The sequence below is a fragment of the Terriglobales bacterium genome (genome assembly GCA_035651995.1).
Classification (GTDB): Bacteria; Acidobacteriota; Terriglobia; order Terriglobales; family Acidobacteriaceae; genus DASRER01.
The window spans coordinates 1-20,582 of the sequence record DASRER010000027.1 but is presented as its reverse complement, the minus strand read 5'-3'; the positions used below and the strand labels follow the sequence as shown (position 1 = coordinate 20,582).

Here is a 20,582-nt window from a genome sequence, read left to right as displayed (position 1 = left end):
TAGAAATCTCTCGCCGAGAGCGTTTGCCGTTGGGTGGCTGTGAAATTCCAGGGTAGCTGAATACCGGGAGTTGGCACCGCGGTACACACTGTTAGACCAGCAGCTAACAAGTTCCGAACGGGCTGCGTCAGGCGCGCGCAGTTGTGGTAGTGCGGCGGTCAAGCACGCGCCGGATGGTGGCGATCAGTTCGGCGACTTCAAACGGCTTGATGAGATAGGCGACCTGCTTGGTCTCAACCAGTGCGCGCAACTCCGGATCGCTGATGTCGGAGAGGGTGAGCACAACCACGGACTCCAGCTCGGGACGATGGGAGCTGATCCAGTTGAAGATCTCAAACCCACCGCATTTGCCCGGCATCTTGCCGTCGACGACCATCGCCTCAAACGACTCGCGCTGCAGCAATCGGAGGGCGTCTTCGCCGCGTCCCAGCGCCGTGACCTCGGCGCCGGCGCCGGCCAGGACCTCGCGCTCGAACTCGAGCACGCTCTCCTCGTCGTCAACAATCAGCACCCGCCCGTGCAGCATGCCATGCTGGGTGCGGGCGGCGGGGGCTTCGCGCGCGGTGGCAACGGCTTCTTCGGCGGCAGGCAGCAGCACACGGAAGACGGCGCCCCCCTGCGGGTGATTGAAGGCGGTGATTTCGCCGCCGTGTTCCTTGACGATGCCGTAGCAGATGCTCAGTCCCAGGCCGGTCCCCTTGCCCACCTGCTTGGTGGTGTAGAAGGGGTCGAAGATGCGCTTGGTGTCCTTCAGCCCGGGGCCGTTGTCGTGAACCTCGACGGCGATCTTGCCGGTCTCGGTGGCGACGCGAACGCGCAGGCGGCCTGGGCGACCGCCCTCGAGCATCGCATCCGCGGCGTTGTTGATGATGTTGAGGAACACCTGCTCGAGCTGGTGGGCGTCGGCCACCACGGGCGCCGCGTTTGCGCCGAACTCGCGCTCCACCACGATGTTGTTGAGCTTGAGATCGTAATCGCGAAGGGTGAGTGCGTCCTCCACGACGCGACGAACATCCACCTGCTCCTTCTCCGGTTTGCGCTGGCGGGCGAAGGAGAGCAGATTCTGCACCACCCGGTGGGTGCGCTGCGCCTGCCGGAAGATTTTGTTGGTGAAGTCGCGGGCGCGGTCGGTTTGCGACTCGCCTTCCAGCAGCTGAGCGTAGCCCAGGATGGCGGTAAGCGGATTGTTCAGCTCATGGGCAACGCCTGAAATGAGCTGACCCACCGCGGACATTTTTTCGCTCTGCAGCAGCTGCTCCTGCGTCTGACTGAGGTGCTCGTAGGCGCGACAGGTCTCTTCGTACAACCGAACTTTTTCGATGGTGGTGGCCAGTTGCCGGCCGATGGCGAGCAGCAGCTCGCGGTCGCGATCGGAGGAGAAGACGTTGGGCTCGCGGCTGCTCAGCCCGAACGTGCCGGCGATCGTGTCCTTGTTCCAGAGCACGACGATCAACCAGGACCTGATTTCCTCGGCGAAGACGAATGCCTGCACCTCGTGCGGCAACTCGCTCAGCATGCCGGAGGAAAGCACCTCGAGGTGCTGGCTGCGGATTTTCTCGAGCAGGGTTTCGGACATCCGCACCTGGTTCATCTCCGGCATCTGTGCGCTGCTGCCGAAGGCGGCGCGGCGCGACAGTACTCCGGTCGCCGGATCGAGCAGGCAGATGGAAGCGCCGTGCGCCGAGAACAGATTCCCCACCTGGCGCAGCGTGAGGTTCAGTATCTCGTCGAGATCGAAGGACTGGGTGGCGATTACGGCGAGCGAGTTGAGGACGTTCAATTCGTGGTTGCGGCGGCGGAGCTCGTCTTCGGTGCGCTTCTTGTCGGTGACGTCGAGCAGGAAGCCCTGGTAGCGGTCCACGGCGCCGGCGCTGTCGCGGGTGGCGAAGCTGCTCTCGAGCGCGATCACCTCGGAACCGTCCCTGCGGCGCAGGCGCACCTCGAAGTTGCGCACGAAGCCGTCGCGCTCGATGGCGGCGAGGAAGTCCTGGCGGCGCTTGGGATCGGCGTAGAGAGCGCCGGCAATGTCGAGCGCCAGGACTTCTTCGCGCGTCTGGTAGCCGAGCATGCGTACGAGCGCCTCGTTGCAATCGATGAGTTTGCCTTCCGGAGTGGAAATGAAAGCGCCTTCGTGGACGCCGTCGAAGAGCAGCTTGTAACGCTGTTCGGCGAGGCGGCGCTCGGTGGTGTCGCGAATGATATGAATCGTGCCCAGGCGACTGCTGCCGTCTTCGCTGTAAGAGAACGTGGAGACCACCGAAAAGCCGCCGAAACAGGGATCGGGGCTTTCCAGGTAGCTCACGTCATTGCTGTAGGCCTGGCGGAGGCAGTAAGGGCAATGCCCGGGGACCGTGGCGGTGCTGGCAGGAAGAACATCGAGCACCTTGCGGCCGTAGATTTCGCTGGGCGCCTGGTTGACCAGCACGCCAAGCGCGCGGTTGGCGCGAATGATGTTGAGCTGGTCGTCGTGCACCACGATGGCGTCGGCAATGGAGTCGAAAGTGTTGACCCACTGCCGCTGGGAGTGGAGCACACGATCGAGCATGCGCAGGTTCTCGACCGCCAGCCCCAGGTGGCGCGCCGTGCTCGCCACAAACTGGATCTCGTCGAGGCTGTAGGAGCGTTGACTGCGGTTGGCAATCGCGAGCGAGCCCACCGGGCCGGACTTGCCGGCAACGGGCACGATCAGGACGTGATCGAAGCCGTCCTCCATCAGGCGCCGGAGGGTAAGCGAGTCGGCGTCGCGGCGGCGTAACATACGGGGAGTTCCGGAGCGGAGCACCCCAGCGGTAAAGCTGTCGTTGCCCAGGACGGCGCGTGAACGAATGTATTCGTCCCTGAGTCCGATGTGACTGGTAATGATCAGCTGATCGCCCTCGAGCAGGCGGAACCACGCGGCGTCAGACTCAAGCAGCCCGGAAAGCTCCTTCAGCGCCGTGTTCATGAGGCTGCCGAAGTCGCGGGCCTGCGTCATCTCCTCGCTGAGCGCGTTGACCACCCGCAGGCGGCGCAGGCGGGCCTGCGCGGCGTCGAGCAGGAGCAGCAGCATGCTCAGGCCGAGCAGCGTTTCCACCCACAGACCCAAACGCGGTACCACGGCGGGAGCGTTCGGACTGACGCCGGGCAGCAAGGCCAGCGTCACCGCGAGAAGCCACGGGGCAAGCTTGGGCCGGCCCATGAAAAACTCGCCCAGGCGCATGGCGCCGAGGGCGCAAATGGCGATCCACACCAGCAGCACCAGCGTGGCCATGAGGGCCGACGTGGGCCACCAGAAAGCGTGCATCAGCGCCAGGTCCACACCAACAGCGGTGGCGATTCCCAGCGGCAGCAACATGCGGTTGGAATCGGTGTAGAGCAGCACCGAGGCGACAAATCCCGCGGCGGCGATGCCAAACGTGGCCTCGGAGAGCGCTGCCCAACCGCGCACTCCGGGATACAGAACGGCGAACTTTATGGCGAGCCGGAAGGCCAGGTAAGCGCCCCAGCCCGCGATCCAACCGATCAGGTAGCGTTCCTGAAAGGCGCGGTAGACCACCAGCGCGGCGACGAGAAGCAACACGATGACCGAGGCCTCGGTCAGCACGTCGGCAGGGGCGTGCGACGAGAGGGGCCATAGCCGCTCCAAGACGTCAGGTGACATTGGTTTCTTGCGCTGGTATAGCACGGAATGGCAGCGCGGCTGATTGCGTAAAACGGTCCAACCCGTTACTTAAGGCATACATGCCAATTGAATCGTTTCAGGCCTCATGCCAAAATGCCGCAGCCCTAGGTAACCCAGAGGACCGGAAACGTGCCCGCGGAACGCATTCTTGTGGTTGACGACGAAGAGTCCATCCGAGAGATCGTTACCTCCATGCTGAGCAGCGCCGGTTACGAGTGCGCGCCTGCCTCGTCGGGCGTGGAAGCGCTGGGCATCCTTAACTCAGGGCAGGATTTCGAGCTGATGCTCTCCGACCTGATGATGGCCGAGCTCGACGGCCTGGGCCTGCTGGAGCGCACCAAGGAACGCTTCCCTGACATGCCGGTGATCATGGTGACGGCGGTGCACGATATTTCCGTCGCGCTGGGAGCGATCCGAAACGGGGCCTACGATTACCTGCTCAAGCCGTTCGAGCGCGAGCAACTGCTCGCGACCGTGCGCCGCGCGCTGGAGAACCGGCGCCTGCGCATGGAGAACCGCGCCTACCAGTCGAACCTGGAGTCGCTGGTGGCGGCGCGCACCGAACAATTGCGCGCCACGATGGTGGACCTGGAGCGGTCGTACGACATCACGCTGGAAGCGCTGGGCGACGCGCTCGATTTGAAAGACGCCGAAACCGAAGGCCACTCCAAGCGCGTGACCGCGTTCACCATCGCCATGGCGCGCGCCATGGGGCTTTCGGCGGAGCGCATTCGCGTGATCGCGCGCGGGGCATTTTTGCACGACATCGGCAAGATGGCGATTCCCGACGCCATCCTGCGCAAGCCGGGCGCGCTGAACGAAGAAGAAAAGATGATCATGCGCGAGCACTGCTACCGCGGTTACCAGATGCTGCGCAAGATTCCGTTCCTGGGCGAGGCATCGGAAATCGTGTATGCGCACCAGGAGTGCTACGACGGCTCGGGCTATCCCCGCGGGCTGCGCGGCGAGGAGATCCCGCTCGGGGCGCGGATTTTCGCCATCGCCGACACGCTGGATGCCATCACCAGCGACCGCCCGTATCGGCGGGCGCAGCCTTTTTCGGCGGCGCGCGACGAGATCGTGAAGTGGTCCGGCCGGCAGTTCGATCCGCAGATCGTCAAGGTCTTCACCTCGATGCCGGAGAGCATCTGGGACGACCTGCGGAAGGAAATCAACTCCCACATCTATCGCTTCCAGTATCCGCCGCAGAAGAAGACGGCCGGCGTGGCGGCGGAGTAAGACGCCGTTTCCGGTTGTTCGCTTCCCATTTCCCAAAAAATCACGGCGTGCGGGCATCCGTGCTAAACGCGACCTGCCTGCTGGCGCCAGCCGATATATGCAGGTACCTCGCTGCGCTCGGGATGACAACTTTGGTGTTTGGGAGCGGGAAACGATGTTGGAATGCGGGAAACGGGAAACGAACAACGGGAAACTCGCTTCAGCCCTGTGCTGATTCGAGGGATTCGGCCACGCTCTTCAGCGCGGCTTCGATGCGGTCCAGTTCGTTTTGCGCGAACTGGTTGAAGTCGGCGAGAGCTTCGGGAGAGCGTTCGAGGGCGACGAGCAGGCGGCGCAGGCCGCGGCGTCCGGCGTCGGTCGCGAACAGCAGACCGAGCCCGCCGATTCCGATCACCGTCAGTGGCAGATACAGCTTGCGCATAGTGCGTTCCGGGACCCGTTTTCAGCGGCCATCTCCACAGCCCCAACTACTTTGACACCTGGACCTATTCTAAGGTTTCAGAGTCTCTGCTGAAAGCAGAATAGCGCCGCAAGCCGTTACCTTCGTCGCATTCTAAAGGTTACCGAGCATGTTCCCCCGGGCGCAGAGCGTGGCGAGATTTCGCGGTCAGCCGTACAGCCCTGCAGCCACTCTGCCTCATCCAACGCGTTACAACCCCTGCTTTTCAGGCAAGTGAGGTTTGCTATGAGCAAGCGCAGACACAGGTCTATCTATCTTCTTTCGCCGGCGTTGGCCATCGGGCTGGCATTGCAGGCGGCTCCCGCCTGGGCGCAATACAACAATGGGTCGTATGATCGCCCGGCCTACCAGAACAGCCCTTACGTCGTCCCGGAGGGGACGAGGATCATCATCCGGCTCGATGACACACTAGACACGCGTAAGTTACAGCAGGGCAAGCACTTCCAGGCCAAGCTGGCGGAAGACCTGCTCTCGCCGGCGAACGGCGACGTGCTGATCCCGCGCGGCAAGAAGATCAAGGGCCACGTGAGCGCCATCGATCGAGGGTTCCATGGCCGGATTCTGCTTAGCTTCGATCAGATCGAAACCCGGCACGGCTGGATTCCGCTGATCGCCACGGTCACCGGCGTACCCGGCGAACACGGCGTGAAAGAGGAAACCGGTCCTGAAGGCGAAATCGAGCGGCGCGGCGTGGACAAGAAGCGCGCGCTCGAGTCGGCCGTGGTCGGAGCGGCGATCGGCGCCACGGCCGGCGCAGTAGCGGGCGGCGGAAAGGGCGCGGCCATTGGCGCGGCGGTTGGCGGGACGGCGGGAACCGGCGCGGGCATCCTGACCGATCGCGACCTGCGGCTCGACAAGGGCCAGCAGATCGAGATACGGCTGGACCGGCAGTTGACGGTCCCGCAGCGCGGGTAATCACCATTTGGCCGTTAGCATTTGGCATGTGGCCGTTCGGGAGTTGCTGGCTGGGTGCTAAAACGATCTCGACGGATCAACTGGCCGCAAGACATGCTGATCAGTACACTTCCCTTCTGAATTGCGAGGAAGATGATGAAGCAGATTGGCAAGCTGATGCTGGTGGTGTGTTTTCTTTCGACGCTGAGCGCGGCGCAGGAGCGGCCGGCGCCTGCCGCGATGCCGAACACGGTGTTCGTCGGGGCCGACGGAAAATTCGAAGCCGCGCCGGACACGGCCGTGGTCTCGTTCAACATTGCCGCGCAGGAAGAAACGGCGAAGGCGGCGTACGACCGGGCGGCGCGCGCGGCGCAGCAGGTGCGCGACCTGCTGCGCAACAACGGCATCGATCCGAAGCAGGCCGAGATCGGCTACTTCGCGCTGCAGCCCGTGTACGACTACCGCTCAGCGAAGCGCAAATTGCTGGCGTATCGGGTGAACAGCAGCGTGAGCGCGCGGCTGAAGGACTTCACCAAAGTAGCCGGCATCGTGGAGCAACTGGCGTCACTCGACGTCACGGAAAACCAGTCGCTGCGGTACGAGCTGCAGGACACCGAGTCCGCGAAGGTGAAAGCGGTGGAAGACGCCTTCCAGCGCGCGCGCAGCGAAGCCGCGGCGGTGGCGAAGGCCGGCGGACGGACGCTCGGCGAAGTCCTCTACGCGTCGGTTGACACCTACGAACGCGGGCCCGTCGTGCCCATGCAAATGCGGATCCAGACCGCGGCCGGCGCAGCCCCGGTCGCACCCGCGCCAACCGAGCAGTTCACGCCCAACACGGTCACCGTGGGCGCGCACGTGAATGCGATGTTCGCGTTGAAGTAAGGCGGTTTCGAGTTTCAAGTTCAACTCAAAAGCAAAAACGCATGGCAAGATGTCTCTGAGAGAGACTCGTGCCGTGCTGTTTGAAACTGAAACTGGAAACTCGAAACCTGAAACGGTCTCTTAGTCCGCGCGCTTCATCTTGGCTTCGTCGAGGGTGACGTTGCGCTGGAAGACCATCTCCAGTGAAGTTCCGGGCGGCAGCACGAGGTCGGGGCCGCGCGACAGCATGGTAATGAGCGCGCCGGCAGCGCCGCCGATGCCGGCGCCGATGGCGGCGCCCTTGCCGCCGTTGGTCACGCCGCCAATCACTGCGCCGGTTCCGGCGGTGCTGGCGATGGTGCCGACCTTCTGCGCCTTGTTGCCCTCGCCCTGGATGGTCCCTTCCTGGTCCTTGATTTGTCCGCTGCCGGAGCCGGTCTCGGTTTGCGGCGCGCCTTCCACGGCGCCCGGGAGCGAGACCGTGTAGCCGTTGGGGAACACGAGCGTGGTGAAGTGGATGAGGATTTCAGCCTTGCCCTTCACGTGACCGGGGCGGCGAACTTCGCTGATCTCGCCATGCACGTACGTCCCCGATGGAATGGCGATGTGGTCGTTGATCGCGACGGGGAAGCTGGTGGAGGCGTACACCTGGTTGCCGGCGCGCGAATTCTTGCTCGAGATACCGTGCTTCAGCACCAGCGGAACTTTGGTTCCAGCAGGCACCGTAATCAGACGGCGCTCGGCGGAGGCCGAGGCGGTGGACGTCGTCGCGTCTCTGCTCGGCGGCGCAGCGCCTTCGCGGACACGCAGCGTGGGCTGCGCCTCCTGAGCAGCAAGTCCGGATGCGACAAAGAGCACGGCTATCGGCGTGATGCGCACAGTCTGACCTCCTGGGTGGAACACAACGCGGCCGGGGGCGCGGAACTCGGAAAGCATAACTCAGCGGGAGGAGAAAAGGTTCGGGGCTTCTCTCCTCCCGCTTCCCACCCGTCGCACAGCCGCCATCTCCGATCCATTGCTTCGCGACTGCGCCCCAAGCGGGGCCTTCCCTTCTGCTGGAAGATCGCTGTCCCGCGGATTTCTTGCGCTAATTCTTGGGCGTACCCGGGGCGGCAGCGGTGACCGGGACCGCATTTGAGGCGCTTCCGGCAGCTGACGGTTTCACCGCGGCCGGCGCCCAAGCCTGCAGGATGGCCTGCGCCATGCGGCCGATGAGCAGCGCGCCCTGGTTGTCGGGCGTCCAGCTGCGGTCCTGGTTGTCCCACGTGAAGGCGGAGATGACGATCGGCCCGCCGGCGGTGTAGACGAGCGCCACGTCGTTGCGCACGGCGTCGAGCGATCCGGTCTTGTTGGCGATCATGCTGGGGCGCTCGGATGTATCGGCGAACTCGATGTAGCGCGGGATGGCATCGCGGTTCTGCTGGCCCTTGAGGATTTCGATCATGCGCTTGCAGAGTGCCGCATCGCCAATATCGCAGCGCTCGATCGACGCCATCACGTCGGCCATCTCGCGCGCGGTCGTCTTGCCCAGGCCAAACTTTGGCTGATCAGACGGCATGGGGCCTTCCGCCGGCTTCATGACTTTCTTATAGAGCCACGTGTTCTTTTCGCCCATGGCGGTCAGCTTCTGGTCCACGGCGGCGACGCTGAGGCGGTCGATCACCATGTTGGTGGCGGTGTTGTCGCTGAGCTGGATCATGAGCACGATGGCGTCGCCGAGGGTGATCTGCAGGCCGGGCGTGAGGGCGCCGAGGATGCCGGAGCCCGAGACCTGGTTTTCCTTGGTCAACGCAAGCTTTTCCTCGAGGCTGAGCTTGCCGGCATGCGCCAGGTCGAACGCGGTGACCATGATCGCCAGCTTGATGACCGAGGCGGTCGGTACGGGCGTGTCGGCATTCACGGCGACGCTGGCGCCGGTTTTCAAGTGGCGTGCGTAGATCGCCGCCTGCCCGTGATGCGCGCGGACGAGGGCCTCGAGCTGGGATTGCAGGTCGGCGGCGAAGGCGGTGGCGGTGAGTACGACGATGAGCACCGCCCGCTTGATAAGGCTGATGGCCATCATGGATCCCCGCTGCGCGCGGGATGTTTGCAGCAGGTGCATTTGCCCACCTCCAGGCAAGCGCTACTTGTAGATCAGGTACTTCTGACGCATTTGCACGAAATTCTCCAGGTCGGTCCGCCAATCGTCCACGATTCTGCGCGGGTCTTCGCCCCTGGCGAGCGCGTCCATGACGCGCGCGTTAGCCACGAGCGCCTTCATCTTGTCGAGCGCGAAATCGGCGGGATAGAGCTTATGCAGCGCCGAGGCGATTTCGATGCCGAGGTGGGGTGCGTCGAGCGTGGTGCGGTCCAGCAGCAGGATGCCGACGCCGCCGCAGAGCTGTCCACCGAACTTGCTGCCGGCCGCCGGCGTGAACGTGACCGGCACGAAGCGCACGCCGCTGATGTAGCGATCGTTCAGATACGCCGCCAGCTCGCGCGGTTTGCTGCCGGCGGATGATGTATTCGGCGACGGTCTTGGTGTGATCCAGGGCGCGCCCACAATTTCAAACGGCGTGTCCGTGCCGCGGCCTACGGAGACATTCGTGCCCTCGACGAGCGCGACACCGGTGTACAGCGCGGCGGCGGTCATGGAACGCAGGTTGGGGGAGGGATTCACCCAGAGCAGCGAGGTCGAATCGAACCAGTCTCCGCGGAACCAGCCCCGCATCGGCACCACCGTGACCTTCGCGCCGATCTTGCGCTCGCCGTTGTAGAGCTGCACCGCTTCGCCAATGGTCAGCCCGTGACGCACCGGCAATTGATGCCAGTTCACGAAGCTCTCCGTGCCGGGATCGGAGATCGGTCCCTGAACGAAGGACCCGGTGATGGGATTCGGCCGATCGAGAACGATGAACTCCACGCCGGCATCCCGCGCCGGCTCCAAGAACCACGCGGCGGTCGTCTCATAGGTGTAGAAGCGCGCGCCGGCGTCCTGAATGTCGTAGACGATGGCGTCGAGGGAGCGCAACAGTTCGGGCGCGGGCTTGCGGAAGCCGCCGGGGCCGTAAGTGCTGAAGATGGGGATGCCGCTGGCTTCGTCTTTCGCGTCGGGGACATTGGTGGTGTCCACCTGGCCGGCGAAGCCGTGCTCGGGGCTGAAAAGGACTTTCAGCTCGATGCCGGGAACGCGCGCCAGCACGTCGAGCGTGCGGCGGCCTTCGGCGTCGAGGCCGGTCTGGTTGGTGATGAGGCCGATCTTGCGCACGCCTGAGCCATCGCGCGACGGGCCCCTAAGCGCTGCGAAGTTCGTCGCCTCGAGCACGTCAATGCCGGTCAGGACTTTGCCGTTGCGCGCGCTGACGCGGCGCATGCCGGCCAGCAGCTCGTTGTATCCCGTGATTTCCGCGGTGCGGACCTTTTCTTTCTCCGAGGGCGTAAGGTCGAGCGCGGCCGCTACCGCAGTTGCCACCCGATTGCGCAGCGCGATGGCACTGCCGTGTCCGCTGGGATGCACGCCGTTGGCGAGGATCGCGATGTAGGTCTTCGTGGTGGGGTCGATCCAGAGCGAGGTTCCGGTGAAGCCGGTGTGTCCGAACGAGCCGATGGGCAGCAGGTCGCCGCGATTGGAGGAGAACGAGGTGTCCAGGTCCCAGCCCAGGCCGCGCAGCGACGTGGCATTGATGGGCTGCTGCGGCGTCGTCATTTTTTCGATGGTCAGCGGCGAGAGGATTTTGTGGTCCAGGACCGCCTGCGCGAACTTCGCCACGTCGTCGGCGCGGGAGAACAGGCCGGCGTGTCCGGCCACGCCGCCCATGCGGCGGGCGCGCGGATCGTGCACCACGCCGCGCAGCATCGGCCCGGCGGCGCCTTCTTCGTATTGCGTGGGCGCGATGTGCGGCAGCCACGCGGCGGGCGGCAGGAAGCGCGTGTACTTCAGGCCGAGCGGCGCGAAGATGTGCGCCTCCGCGTACTGGTTGAGCGGCATCTTGCTCACGCGCGTGACCAGCTCGCCCAGCAGGATGAAGTTCGTATCGCTGTAGATGAAGCGCGAGCCCGGCGGCGTCACGGGCGTCTCGTCGCAGGCGAGCTTAAGGCCGGCGGCGTAGCCGGTCCAGGGCGGATCCAGGTCGAAGTCGGGGCGCAGGCCGGAGTAGTGCGTGAGCAACTGCCGGATGGTGATCTCTTCTTTGCCATTCTTGGCGCACTCGGGCATGTAGCGCGTGAAGGGCTCGTTGAGCCGCACCTGTCCCAACTCAACCAGCCGCATGATGGACATGGCGGTGGCCATGGGTTTGGTCAGCGACGCCATGTCGAAGATCGTGTCGAGCGTCATCGGCTCGCGCTTGGGCTCCAGGGCGCGGTCGCCGAAGGCTTTGCGGTAAACGACGGCGCCGTTGTGTCCAATGACGACGACCGCGCCCGGCACCTGGTGGGTGGCGATGGCGTCGTTGACGATGGCGTCCAGCGGCGCAAAGCGCGGCGAACTGATGGGGCGGAGCGCAGGTTGGGTGGACGGGCGCGAGCGGCGCTTCTGGGCTTCAATCCGGCCTTGGAGCGGATGGGCGGCGAGCAGGCAGATGAACAGGGAGCGCGCGATCAGGGTTCGCATGCTGGCGTGAACAGCCGATTGTGAGGCATGCGGGCGGTTTGTGCAATCGGGTGGTGGGGACCGAAGACCAAAGGCCTAAACACAAAGGACACCAAGCGAAACAAAGGACACGAAAGGGAGAAAAAAATCGGGGAGAGCTTGCGCCCTCCCCGGCGTAAAGCAGTCCGGATTAGAAGATGAACTTCAGCCCGAACTGGATGTTGCGCGAGCCACCGTTCAGCTGCTTCGGGTTACGGAAGTTCGGGTTGCCGTTCACGTCCACGAAGCTCTCGGCGTCGATAGCCGAAGAGTCGATGCCCGCGATGGCGAACACGCCCGGGTTGGCGAAGCTGTACTGGCGGTGGTTGAAGATGTTGAAGAATTCCGCCCGGAACTGGAGGTTCTTCGTTTCACCGAAGTGATAGTTCTTGAAGAAGCTCATGTCCCAGTTGTTGCGGCCATCGCTGGTGAGCGTGTTGCGGCCGGTGTTGGTCAGAGTACCCGCCCGGGCACGGACGAAGCCGGCCGTCGGATCCACTGCCACATAACCCACAACCTGCGCCGCGCCGCCGGCGCAACCGGTGCCGGGCGACACGATGGACCGCGTGGTGCCGTTCCAGCAGACCAGGTTGACGTCGGTCGACTTGAACGGATCGCCAGCCGGATTCAGGATGGCGCGGTCACCCGCGGAGTCCTTGTTCAGGTTGGTGTCCGTTGCCGAGCGAGCGTTGACCGGCTGACCGGTCTGGATGAGGTAGGTACCGTTCCACTCCCAGCCGTCCAGCAGGGCCTTCATCAGCGGGTTGCTGGTGTTCATCTTGCGGAATTCATACACCCAGGTGATGGCGCCCTTGTGGCGGATATCGAGCACCGAGCGGCCACGCTCGTGCTGGATGTTCTGCCCGTCTTCACCACGACGCGGGTTGACCAGCGAGCTGAACAGTTCGTTGGTGCCCGTGTCGATGGTGTGGGCCCAGGTGTAGTTGGCGCGCAGCGAGAGACCATGCGTCATGCGCTGAACGAAGTCAGCCGATGCGCCGTGGTAGATGCTGTACGCGTTGTTGAGGAAGCCGGTCACCGGACCTGCAAACTGCGGATACGGACGCACCGAGAAGGCGCTCACTGCCGCCAGCGTCGGTGCTCCGGCCGGGAACGTGGTGGGCACAGCAGCCGTGCTCAGGAACGTCGGGATCGGCGTCCCCCCGGCAGCGAATGCGGTTTGCGCGTTCAACTGCGTCTGGGTCAGCAGCTCGACGCCGCGAGTACCAAGATACCGGGCTTCGATGCTGGCGTTCTTCCAGACCTGGCGCTGAACACCCAGCGTCCAGTTGAACACCTTCGGCATCTGGAGGTCGTTCATGATGCCCTGGGTGTTGTTGCGGCAATCCGCCTGGGTGGCGCAGACGATGTTGACCTGCAGCAGACCGCCGTTCTGGAGGAAGCCGCGTCCCGTCTGACCGCCTTGCGCATACGTCGTGGAGTTGTAGTTGGCGCACCACGACGGACGGCCAGGAAGGCTGCAGGTGATGTCCGGATCCTGCTCGGACTGCAACTGCGGAGGCAACTGGAGTGACGGGAAGTTCTGCGGGAAGACGTCGTAAGAAACGCCGAAGCCGCCGCGCAGGGCCGTCTTGCCGTCGCCGAACACGTCCCAGGCGAACCCGAAGCGGGGCGCCCAGTTGTTGGTGTCGGAAACCGGCACGCGGAAGTTGAACGGTGAATTCGGCAGGGTCGAGATGGCGTTGAGCGCTTGCGTGCGCGCCATGTTCGGAATGCCGAACCACTCGTAACGGATACCCAGGTTCACGGTGACGCGCGGCGTGATCTTCCAGTCATCCTGGACGAAGCCGAAGGCGGCCGTCTGATTGCCGTCGGTCTGGCCGCTGCCGGCTCCGCGCTTGGCGAAGTCGATCGGCACCGTGTCGTTGATCAGATTACCCAGCGTCGAGTACTGCCACTCGCCGCGGGCGCGGGGCAGGAACACGGCCGGCGCGATCCAGCGGCGCGACTCGGCGCCCCACTTTAAGGAGTGATGACCCTTGATGTAGGACATCTGGTCGAGCAGCTGGTACACGTTCTGGCCGCCGCCCTGCGGGGCGTTGCCGTCCGGACCGATCAGGAAGTTCGACAACGCGGGATCGTTGATCTGCACGTTGGGGAAGTTCTCAAACGGGCTGGGAACAGCGAAGCCGTTGAACTGGCGGGTGTAGCTGGCACGGACGTCGTTGATAAAGCGGTCCGTGATGGCCCACACGTCGGTAACGGTCGCCTTGTGAACGTTGAAGAACTGGGAACCGATGAACTGCGAGGGCTGACCGAAGATATCGGGCTGGCGCTGCCGGTTATAGAGGTAGCGCGTGCGGAACTGGTGCTTACCGATATTCAGGTCGCCGTTGATGTGGTAGTCGTGCTCGTTGTAGAAGGCAGGCAGCAGCGCGTTGAACGTGCCAATCTGCACCGGCAGAGTGACGCCGGTACGAGTGTTGGTCACGTTGGTAGTGCCCACCGTGCCGGTAGCATTCGGGAACTGCGCCAGGATGTCTTTCACAGCCTGGTCTTCGGCGAGCGCGTTCAGGTTCTGAAGGCCCGATGCGTTGGGAGCGCCCATCGAGGCGGACGTGCCGCTGAAGCCGGCGAACGTGCGCTGGTAGGCGCCGAAGATGAACAGCTTGTTCTTGATGATGGGGCCGCCGACGGTGCCGCTGCCCACGTTGAAGTCCGTGCGAGGCTTCTCGCAGGGACCGGTCGAGGGGCAAGCACCCTTCTGAATGTTGTCGAAGGCATTGAAGTTGCGGTTGTTCGTGGTCCACGAGGCGGTGCCGTGCCAGTTGTTCGTTCCCGACTTGGTAACGGTAGCGAACTGGCCGCCGGCCGAGTGGCCGTACTCGGCGCTGAACTGGTTGGTGATCAGGTTGAATTCGGCAATCGCGTCAGGAATTACGTTCGACTGCGGACCGGTGATGTCCACGCGGTTGTCGTCCACGCCATCAACCGTGAAGTTGTTGAAGCGCGGGCGAACGCCGCCGATCGAACCACCGGTGCCCAGAACGCCGCCACCCTGCGTTGTGGTGCCGGGGGCGAACGTCGCCAGGTTCAACGCGCCGTTCGTGCCCAGCGCGGTGGGAATCGGCAGGTTCACAACCATGTTGCTGTCGAAGTTGGCCGCCAGGGTCGAGCTGGTGGTCTGCACCACCTCGGCGCCGGCCGTGACTTCAACTGTGGTTTCGTTGCCGCCAACTTCCATGCGGGCGTTGGCTTCCGTCACCAGGTTCGAACGGACCACAACGTTCCGGCGGACGTACCGCTTGAATCCGCTCTTCTCCACTGTAACGGTGTAGGTGCCGCTTAGCAGGTTAGGAAAGTTGTAGGTACCAGAGCTGGTGGTCTCGGTCACGTTCTTGATGCCGGTTCCATCGTTGGTGGCCGTTACCTTGGCTCCCTGAAGTACCGCGCCGGTCGAGTCATCGACCACGCCTGTCAGCGTACCGTCCAGGCGTTGGGCAAATGCTCCGACCGCCGAAATCCCGACTACGAGGGCCAGGGCGACAATCAGGGAAACAAATCGCCTTGTCCCGGTAAACCGGGTGCGTCTGCTCATGCTGCCTCCTTGAGCGTGTGAATGGCTCATTTCCTTCTTTTCTGCCTCTATGACTTCAGCCTGCTTCCGGTAGGTGCCCGGGGAAAGGGCAGGTTTGAAGCGTATTGGGGACTCTTCCGGGTGCGAGTTGATGCACGTGGGTGACCAATGCTGCTCAATATTGAGCTTTGAAATCAGCAGCTTAGGAGGAATCAGGCACCTACCGGGAGGGCCTGAATACGCATTTCTGTAGAAGAGCAGCTAGTCCCATTCCATATCTTGTACTTTGGTTTATGTGGTTGCGCCGTATGCCCATAGCCACCGAGGATGACGCCTTCACCCCTTGTGTGACCGGTTTGGGCCCAGCTTCGATTTGCGACAAGAGGCTGACTGATTTCGGAACCTGGCGCCGATTTCGGACGCTGCACCGCGGGGCTGATACAGTACTTCCGTTCGACCAGGAAAAATGTCGCGCGCCATCTTGCAGCCACAACTGAGCGTTGCCGGGCAGGACCAGCGCTTCGCCCGCGCCTTCGCCGTGATCAACGGCGCGATCGCCGCACGCGCCTTTCCGGGGGCCGCCGTCGCGGTGGTGCACGCGGGCCGAATGGTGGCGCTGCGCGGCTTTGGAAGGTTTACCTACGCCGATGACGCCCGGCGGGTCGGGGCTGAGACGATGTACGATCTGGCGTCGGTCAGCAAAGTGGTGGCGACGACCGCCATGGCGATGCTGCTCTACGAGCGCGGCCTACTGGACCTCGACGTGGCGGTGCGCGCCGTGGTCCCGGAATTTGCGGATGTCGCCGATCCCAGGCGCGACCGGGTAACGGTGCGCATGCTGCTGGCGCATTCCTCCGGACTTCCGGCGTATGCGCGCCTGTTCGAACAGGCGCGCTCACGCGAAACCTTGCTGGAGGCGGCCTACAAGTTGCCGCTGGAAGCCGATCCCGGCACGCGCGCCGAGTACAGCGACATTGGCTTCATCATTCTGGGGGAAATACTGGCGCGTGTTGCCGGCGAAGGGCCCGCGGAAAATGCCCTGAGCAGCTTCTGCCGCCGCGAGGTCTTTGGGCCGCTCGGCATGACCAAGACGTTGTTTCGCCCGGCCGAGCAGATGTGTCAGCAATTCCCTCCCACGGTGGAGGACCTCGATTTCCGGCATAGGGTGGTACAGGGCGAGGTCGACGACGAGAATGCGTGGGTGATGGGCGGCGTGGCGGGACACGCCGGAGTATTCTCGAGTGCCGGCGACGTGGCCCACTTCGCGCACGTCCTGCTGGAAGGAGGATCGCCGCTGGTGCGCCGAGAAACCCTCGAACTGTTCACGCGACGGCAAGCCTCGCCCGCAGGCACGACGCGCGCGCTTGGCTGGGACACGCCCTCGCGGCCGGTTTCGCAGTCGGGAAAGTATTTTTCCGAACGCGCATTCGGACACCTGGGTTACACCGGCACGTCGCTGTGGATCGATCCCGAGCGCCGGCTGGCGGTGGCGCTGCTGACCAACCGGACCTGGCCTGACCGCAGTTCGCAGGCGATCAAGCAGGTGCGTCCGGCCTTTCACGACGCGGTAGTGGAGGCGCTGGCATGACGGTCAAGGCGGGTCGCGCGATGGGCGCTCCCGAAGTGCGTGGACTGACGACGGAGTCGCAGAACCGGGCGTCGGCTGAACTGGACACCAGACCGGCGCTGGAGATTGCGCGCATCATCAACGCGGAAGACGCGAAGGTCGCGGCCGCCGTGGAACAAGCATTGCCTGAGATTGCGCAGGCGATTGACTGGATCGCCGACGCCATCGGCCGCGGCGGGCGCCTGATCTACGTGGGCGCGGGGACCAGCGGACGGATCGCCGCGCTCGACGCTTCCGAGTGCCCGCCGACGTTTGGCGCCGATCCTAAGACGGTGCGGTACGTGATGGCGGGCGGCGAAAAGGCGCTGGGTCGCGCCGCTGAGTTCAACGAAGACTCGCGCCGCCATGGCGAGCGCGACCTGGCGCGACTGAAACCCAATAAGAAGGATGTGGTGGTGGGCGTCGCCGCCAGCGGACGCACGCCTTATACGGTGGCGGCGGTGGAGTACGCGCGCCGCAAGGGCGCGCGGACCGTTGCCGTTGTCTGCAATCGAGATTCGCAGCTGGAGCGAGCGGCGGAATTGGCAATTGTGGCGGAGGTCGGACCCGAAGTCGTCTCCGGCTCCACACGGATGAAAGCGGGCACTGCGCAAAAGCTCGTCCTGAACATGCTGTCCACCGGCGCGATGACGCGGCTGGGCTACGTCTACGGCAACCTGATGGTGAACGTGCGCCTGAAGAACCGGAAGCTGGTGGAGCGCGGCATCGGCATCCTGGAGCGGGCGCTGGGGGTGGACCGCGCCGTCGCCGAGCGCGCCATCGCGGAGTCCGGTCAGAGCGTGCCGGTGGCGCTGGTCATGCTGAAAGCGGGTGTCTCTCGCCGCGAAGCCGAGAAGCGGCTGAAGGCGGCGAAGGGGAATGTTCGGCAAGCGATGGGCTAAGTTCTGAGTCCTCGATTCTCGGTTCTCGATTTCCAGTTCCCGGTCCTCCGTTCCCGGCACTCGGTGCCCACCGCTGGTGTCTATAGAATAGAAGCAGTTAACAGGGTTTCCACAACCGGCTGTGTTAGCTTCGCGTAAGTGCGAGAGCCGGTGCGCGCCACTCGCCAATTTCGTCTCCTGAGCAGGCCATTTCATGGATAAGTTCGTCATCCGGGGCGGCAACCCGCTGATCGGCACCATTCGCGTCTCGGGCGCGAAGAATGCGGCGCTGCCGGCGATGGCAGCCGCCATTTTGAGCGATGAGCCGGTGGTGCTGGAAAACATTCCCGACGTGAACGACATTCGCACCGAGCGACGCCTGCTGGTTGCGCTGGGCGCCGAAGTCGAGCTCGGATACGGACGCGCGCACCATCGCACGACCATCCAGTGCCGCAAGCTGAAAGAAGACGCGGAGGCAGCGTACGAGATCGTGAAGACGATGCGCGCTTCGACGCTCGTCCTCGGGCCGCTGGTGGCGCGCATGAAGCGGGCGCGCGTCTCGCTGCCCGGCGGATGCGCCATCGGAGCGCGGCCGATTGATTTGCACATCAAGGGCCTGGAAAAGCTGGGCGCGACGATCACACAACAGCACGGATACATCGAAGCGTATGCCGAGCGGCTGCGGGGCGGTCACATCGTTTTCGACAAGATCACCGTGACCGGCACCGAGGACCTGATGATGGCGGCCACGCTCGCCGACGGCGAAACCGTGATGGAAAACTGCGCGCGCGAGCCTGAAGTCTCAGACCTGGCGGCGCTGCTGAACAAGATGGGCGCCAGGGTCGAGGGCGCGGGGACGTCGACCATCCGCATCAAGGGCGTGGATCGGCTGGGCGGCGCCAAGCACCGGATCATTCCCGATCGGATCGAAGCGGGAACGTTCGTCGTCGCCGGCGCGCTCACCGGCGGCGACCTGATGGTGGCCGGCTGTGAGCCGCGGCATTTGGGCGCGCTGCTTCAAAAGCTGGAGGAAGTCGGCGTGAAGATCCGTCCGGGCGGGCCCGACACGATTCGCGTTTCCTCCGACGGCGGCCTGAAAGGCAGCGACATTGTGACCGAGGAGTATCCCGGCTTCCCCACCGACATGCAGGCGCAGTACATGGCGCTGGCGACGCAGGCGGAGGGCACGTCGGTGATCACGGAGAACATCTTCGAGAACCGCTTCATGCACGCGCTTGAGCTGGTGCGCATGAATGCCGACATCCGGATCGAAGGGCGCCGCGCCGTGGTGCGTGGACGCACGCCGCTCAGCTCCGCCGCCGTGCTGGCTTCCGACCTGCGCGCCTCCGCCAGCCTGGTGCTGGCCGCGCTGGTGGCCGACGGCGAGACCATCATTGACCGCGTCTATCACATTGACCGCGGCTACGAGCGCATCGAGGAAAAACTGAAGGGCGTGGGCGCGCAGATGAAGCGCATCGGGGAAATGCTGCCCAAGCGGAGTGCGGTGCCAGTGGCGTAGGCGATGCCGTGGGATTCCCCCCGCCCCCCGGGAGTTACATCATTTGTTTCAACCGTTTACACGGGCGCTACCTCGCAAATTGATGAAAGCAGGCACGTTAGGACCGAGATCCTAAGTTATTTCCCTTCAGTGGCTTGCATTTTCAGCAACGATCTTGGCGCAATCTCGCATTGTTCCGGGGCGGGAGTGTGCTCACTGGACTTCCTATTCCCAGAGTAGCAAAACCGAATGGGGGAATGGGAAGGCACAGAAAGTTTTTATTGTGAGCGTTTGGATGAGGTTAGACGAAAAGTGCTGAGCGGGAGGGCTTGACAGCGAGCTGCCCCCGTCAATCCCAACAGAAGGCTTGAATGCGCAACCCCGCTTCACGGTTTCGGCCGAGCCAACTCCCGCTTTAGAACTTGCTCCCATCCGCGACGGACAGTCGAGAGAGCAGACCATTCATGAACGGTCTTTCCACCGACCGTTCGCGTCCTGTGAATCCACCCCACCGGATAGGTGCCGGTCAGGTGCTCCGGCGAGATTGAATCGTGTACCGCCACGTCGTTCAGCACATCCCGCAAGGCCGCTGAATGCACCTCAACCGACACTCCGGGACCGGCAGATCTGAGCCCAGGCCCGATAGAGCCACACGACGGCACGGGTTTTCCCTGGAGCAGGTACTGTTGAAGTTCCGGAATGAACCGGCCTGGGTTGCCGAAAACATCGTATGCAGGAACGGAAGCTAGTTTCATTGCTGCAATATGCAGGTTCATCACATCGGCAGGATCATACTTGCTGGCAACGGGGTAGACAGAAACGACGTGCGCTGAGACAACCTCATATGTGTAGCCCCGCGCCTGTCCCACAATCTGGGCCAATGCCGTACCCAAAGAGACCGCCTCGCTCAAATCTACGTTGACGGTAGGATCTTCGCCGCGAATATCAAGCCCGAATAGCACATAGTCATCTTGGAGGTGCAAGGCGACAGTGACAAGGGCTTCGCTCAGTGGAAGGGTTTGGCGTGGCGGAACATTCCTCACGCTTGCCAGAGCCACGTCTTGCGCCGGAGCAGCAACACCCAATACAAACGCAATGAATAGTGCCGCTAGCATGCCCGACCCGCGTCTTGGCCACGACAACTGCATCACCTCGCCTCCATAATGACTCGTTCTACGGCGTGAGAGTCGCCGATGTACAGGTCGAGGTGATTGCTTCTTGGCGCACTGACCTGCCCCCTTACTCCGCACACTCCTGAATACGAACGTTGATGTTAACTCCATCCTCGTGGTGAGCGGGGATGGGGGTGTGGGGCAAGGGGACGGCGTTTGAGTC

At 63.7% G+C, this 20,582-nt stretch carries 13 protein-coding genes; 6 read left to right on the top strand and 7 right to left on the bottom strand.

Going from position 1 to position 20,582, the window contains the following annotated elements; translation table 11 throughout:
- Window positions 1-127: 127 nt before the first annotated feature.
- The gene (locus VFA60_09885; GenBank protein HZQ92090.1) at window positions 128-3,640 is read right to left on the bottom strand and encodes an ATP-binding protein; all 3,513 of its coding nucleotides are present in this window, start codon (window positions 3,638-3,640) and stop codon (window positions 128-130) included.
- A 150-nt stretch (window positions 3,641-3,790) separates the two neighbouring features.
- Between VFA60_09885 and VFA60_09880 the strand changes: the two genes are divergently transcribed.
- Window positions 3,791-4,900 carry an HD domain-containing phosphohydrolase gene (locus tag VFA60_09880; GenBank protein ID HZQ92089.1) on the top strand — a complete coding sequence of 370 codons (1,110 nt, stop codon included), beginning with the start codon at window positions 3,791-3,793 and terminating at the stop codon, window positions 4,898-4,900.
- A 199-nt stretch (window positions 4,901-5,099) separates the two neighbouring features.
- Here the strand turns inward: VFA60_09880 and VFA60_09875 are convergent, their stop codons facing one another.
- Window positions 5,100-5,321 carry a hypothetical protein gene (locus VFA60_09875; protein ID HZQ92088.1) on the bottom strand — a complete coding sequence of 74 codons (222 nt, stop codon included), beginning with the start codon at window positions 5,319-5,321 and terminating at the stop codon, window positions 5,100-5,102.
- Window positions 5,322-5,585: 264 nt separating this feature from the next.
- Here VFA60_09875 and VFA60_09870 point away from each other — a divergent pair, with 264 nt between their 5' ends.
- Together VFA60_09870 and VFA60_09865 are read left to right on the top strand one after the other, a co-directional pair.
- Window positions 5,586-6,275, top strand: coding sequence for a hypothetical protein (locus VFA60_09870; GenBank protein ID HZQ92087.1), 690 nt, complete (start codon window positions 5,586-5,588; stop codon window positions 6,273-6,275).
- Window positions 6,276-6,407: 132 nt separating this feature from the next.
- Window positions 6,408-7,136 (top strand): SIMPL domain-containing protein, encoded by a 729-nt coding sequence (locus VFA60_09865; GenBank protein HZQ92086.1) that lies wholly within the window; start codon window positions 6,408-6,410, stop codon window positions 7,134-7,136.
- Window positions 7,137-7,256: 120 nt separating this feature from the next.
- On the opposite strand, the gene VFA60_09860 is transcribed toward VFA60_09865, so the two are convergent.
- From VFA60_09860 to VFA60_09845, 4 genes are all read right to left on the bottom strand, one after another.
- Window positions 7,257-7,994 (bottom strand): TrbI/VirB10 family protein, encoded by a 738-nt coding sequence (locus VFA60_09860; GenBank protein ID HZQ92085.1) that lies wholly within the window; start codon window positions 7,992-7,994, stop codon window positions 7,257-7,259.
- Between the two features lie 208 nt (window positions 7,995-8,202).
- Window positions 8,203-9,216: a serine hydrolase gene (locus VFA60_09855; protein ID HZQ92084.1), complete on the bottom strand. Its 1,014-nt coding sequence runs from the start codon at window positions 9,214-9,216 to the stop codon at window positions 8,203-8,205.
- A gap of 21 nt (window positions 9,217-9,237) precedes the next feature.
- Window positions 9,238-11,706: a serine hydrolase gene (locus VFA60_09850; GenBank protein HZQ92083.1), complete on the bottom strand. Its 2,469-nt coding sequence runs from the start codon at window positions 11,704-11,706 to the stop codon at window positions 9,238-9,240.
- A 169-nt stretch (window positions 11,707-11,875) separates the two neighbouring features.
- Window positions 11,876-15,283, bottom strand: a complete 3,408-nt coding sequence (locus VFA60_09845; GenBank protein HZQ92082.1) for a TonB-dependent receptor — start codon at window positions 15,281-15,283, stop codon at window positions 11,876-11,878.
- A 445-nt stretch (window positions 15,284-15,728) separates the two neighbouring features.
- On the opposite strand from VFA60_09845, the gene VFA60_09840 reads away from it, so the two are divergent.
- The 3 genes from VFA60_09840 (at window position 15,729) to murA (ending at window position 19,268) form a co-directional block, all read left to right on the top strand.
- On the top strand, window positions 15,729-16,850 hold the full coding sequence (locus tag VFA60_09840; GenBank protein ID HZQ92081.1) for a serine hydrolase domain-containing protein: 1,122 nt from the start codon (window positions 15,729-15,731) through the stop codon (window positions 16,848-16,850).
- Window positions 16,847-17,770, top strand: a complete 924-nt coding sequence (gene murQ, locus VFA60_09835; protein ID HZQ92080.1) for an N-acetylmuramic acid 6-phosphate etherase — start codon at window positions 16,847-16,849, stop codon at window positions 17,768-17,770. The genes VFA60_09840 and murQ overlap by 4 nt, the downstream gene beginning before the upstream one ends.
- 193 nt (window positions 17,771-17,963) lie before the next feature.
- Window positions 17,964-19,268: a UDP-N-acetylglucosamine 1-carboxyvinyltransferase gene (murA, locus tag VFA60_09830; protein HZQ92079.1), complete on the top strand. Its 1,305-nt coding sequence runs from the start codon at window positions 17,964-17,966 to the stop codon at window positions 19,266-19,268.
- A 365-nt stretch (window positions 19,269-19,633) separates the two neighbouring features.
- Here the strand turns inward: murA and VFA60_09825 are convergent, their stop codons facing one another.
- Window positions 19,634-20,362 (bottom strand): hypothetical protein, encoded by a 729-nt coding sequence (locus VFA60_09825; GenBank protein HZQ92078.1) that lies wholly within the window; start codon window positions 20,360-20,362, stop codon window positions 19,634-19,636.
- Window positions 20,363-20,582: the final 220 nt, after the last annotated feature.